The organism is Rhodococcus sp. MT28, from assembly GCF_058792695.1.
Map to the genome: position 1 here is coordinate 2738 of NZ_JBXAFD010000041.1, position 2635 is coordinate 5372.

The 2635-nt window shown below is 63.6% G+C and carries 2 protein-coding genes and 1 pseudogene; all 3 read right to left on the reverse strand.

Annotation, left to right across the window (positions count from 1 at the left end; all coding sequences use genetic code 11):
- Window positions 1-25: 25 nt before the first annotated feature.
- Entirely contained in the window at window positions 26-862 is an 837-nt protein-coding gene (locus AC1Q6C_RS33150; protein ID WP_064074907.1) for an SDR family oxidoreductase, read from the reverse strand.
- A complete protein-coding gene (locus AC1Q6C_RS33155; RefSeq protein WP_003942430.1) occupies window positions 859-2388 on the reverse strand; it encodes an aldehyde dehydrogenase family protein in 1530 nt (509 codons plus the stop codon). Before AC1Q6C_RS33155 ends, AC1Q6C_RS33150 begins: the two co-directional genes overlap by 4 nt.
- Window positions 2385-2635 (reverse strand): annotated as a pseudogene (locus tag AC1Q6C_RS33160) (transglutaminase); the annotation flags it as partial. The gene AC1Q6C_RS33155 and the pseudogene AC1Q6C_RS33160, both read right to left, overlap by 4 nt.

Below are 2635 nucleotides of genomic sequence, written 5' to 3' on the forward strand. Positions count from 1 at the left end.
CTGGGTGGTGGGTTCGAAGACCAGGTCAGTTGTTCCGAATTCTGTCCAGGTAGGCCTGACGTGCCCCCATGTCCACGTCGTCGAGGAATACAGAGTCTGTGTCCAGGGCCGATCCGAGCCTGGTGGCGAGCCGTTCGGGGACGAACTTCATCGCTGCGACCATGCTCCCGGCGAGGCGAGTGACGCGCACGAAGGGCCGCGGTTTCTCGATCAGTTCGGCTGTCACTCGAGCGATTTCCTCGGGCTCTGCATTGCGCAGTCCCTTGGCTCCTGCTGTCCCAGCAACGAGTTCGGTGTTGGTGAACGTGGGCCGCACTGTGGACAGCCGCACGCCTGACTTGCGGTATTCCAGTCGCGCCGCCTCCGTGAATCCGATGACCGCGAATTTGGTGCCGCAGTAGGTCGCCAGACCGGGGACGGCGAGCTCGCCGGCCAGTGATGCGGTGTTGATGATGTGTCCAGTACGACGAGGGAGCATCCGTTGAAGGGCGAGTTTGGTCCCAAAGATGACTCCCAGGACGTTGATCTCGACCTGCCGCCGGGTCACCGCGTCGTCTTCCTCGTGGGTGTGCCCGGTGGGCATGATGCCCGCGTTGTTGATCAGCACGTCGAGGGGGCCGAGGTCTCCCTCGACTAGGTCGAGAAAGTCTTTGAACGAGTCAGGGTCGGTGACATCGAGGCGGGTGACAACCTTAACCCCCAGTTCGGCGGCGGTCTCCTTAGCACGTGCCTCGTCGATGTCGCCGATGGCCACGCGGTGACCTCGTCGGATCAGCTCCTTCGCGGTCTGGTAGCCGATGCCGCGGGCTCCCCCGGTGATCGCCACTGTTTTCGCGGCGGTATGGGGATTGTGTGTCGTCACTTGCTGTGCTCCTTGTTCAGGCCGAGGCGTTGTCGTAGACCGCGACCGGCTGCTGCACGCAATACTTTTTCGGCGATGGCCGTACGTCGGGAGGTGTACGGGTACCACGTGAGTTCTCGTGTCAGGACAGGGATCCGCGGCTCGGTCACGGACTGGACCCGGCAGTATTTGTGAAGTCCGTAGGCGCCGCCTAGTCGCGCACCGATACCTGAGGCCTTCCATCCACTGTGCGGCAGTGTGGTGGCGAAGAGGTTGCTGAAGACGTCGTTGATGTTGACTGCACCCGCGTCCAGACGTTGTGCGATACGCCGCGCACGAGCATGGTCGCGGGTCCACACTGTGGCAGACAAGCCGAACGCCGAGTCGTTAGCCAGGTGGATGGCCTCGTCCTCGTCCGCGACACGCATCACAGGGATCGTGGGGCCGAAGGTCTCCTCGGTCATGCAGGCCATTGTGTGGTCGACGCCGACCACAACGGTTGGAGCGTAGTAGTTCCCGACCGCGCTTAGGGTTCCGCCGGCCAGTACCTGCGCACCTGCCGCCACTGCCTGGCTGACGTGGCGATCGGCTATCTCGACCTGTCTCGCCGTGACCATCGCACCTACGTCGTCACCTGCCGCGGCACCTTGGGTAAGTGACCGTACTCGTTGAGCCAGCCGGGCCACGAACTCGTCGTAGATCTCAGAGACCACATACACCCGCTCGACTGAGATGCAGACCTGCCCCGCGTTGAACAGACCGCCCCACGCGATCCCCTCCACAGCACGAGCAAGGTCGGCGTCCTCCAGCACGATCGCCGGATCTTTACCGCCTAACTCCAAGCTCACAGGCTTCAATTGCTCGGCACAGCGGATCGCGATTGTCCTCCCGGTGGCTGTCGAGCCCGTGAACTGAACGAAGTCAGCGGCGTCCACGACCGCAGCACCTGCTTCGCTAGCACCCACAACATGCGCCAAAACCGGTGGGGCGCCGATCTCGTGCCAGCCCTCGACGACTCGTGCACAGGTCAGTGGCGTCTCTTCCGAGGACTTCGCCAGGACTGCGCATCCGGCAGCCAGCGCAGGAGCTGCATCCATGAGGAAGAGGGTGATCGGGAAGTTCCACGGTGTGATGAGCCCGACAACCGGGTACGGGTGGTAGGTCTTGGACAACCGTTTCGGCAGACTTAGCAGACCTGCGGATCGGACTTGCTCGTCAGCGAGAAACTTCTCGGCATGGTTTGCGTAGTAGGTGATGAACTCGCACGATGCTGTCGTCTCAACCAGGGCGTCGGGGCGCACCTTGCCTGTTTCGGCTTGCAGCAGATCGGTGAGTTCGTCGGTGTGAGCCAGGATCCAGTCTCGCCAGCGATGCAACCATCGGGAGCGTTGCCGCGGGCTTGCCTGAGCCCACCCGAGCTGAGCGCGGCGGAGATCGGCCGCGATGCTGTTCACGGTCTCGCGGGTATCGATGGGGACGGTTGCGACCAGCCGGCCGTCGGCGGGGTTGCGTACGTCCAGGGCATCCGCTGTGGTCGCCGTGCTCATCGGGCCTCCGGGAGTGAGTGGAGCCCGCGGGCGATCCCGTCGGGCTGGGTGCATCTGTCGGGTGTGTCGGTGAAAGCGTCAGCGAGCACGTGGGTGCGCTCAAAGATTCGCTGTCCATAGGTATGCCGAAGCTCGGTCAAGATCGTGTTCAAAGGCAGGTCGTCGAAGACGCCGCGCTCGCGGACATACTCCATGTGCAGGGCTCCGTCGGCGGCGAAGGCGTGCAGGAGGGCGTCGTGCTCGCCGT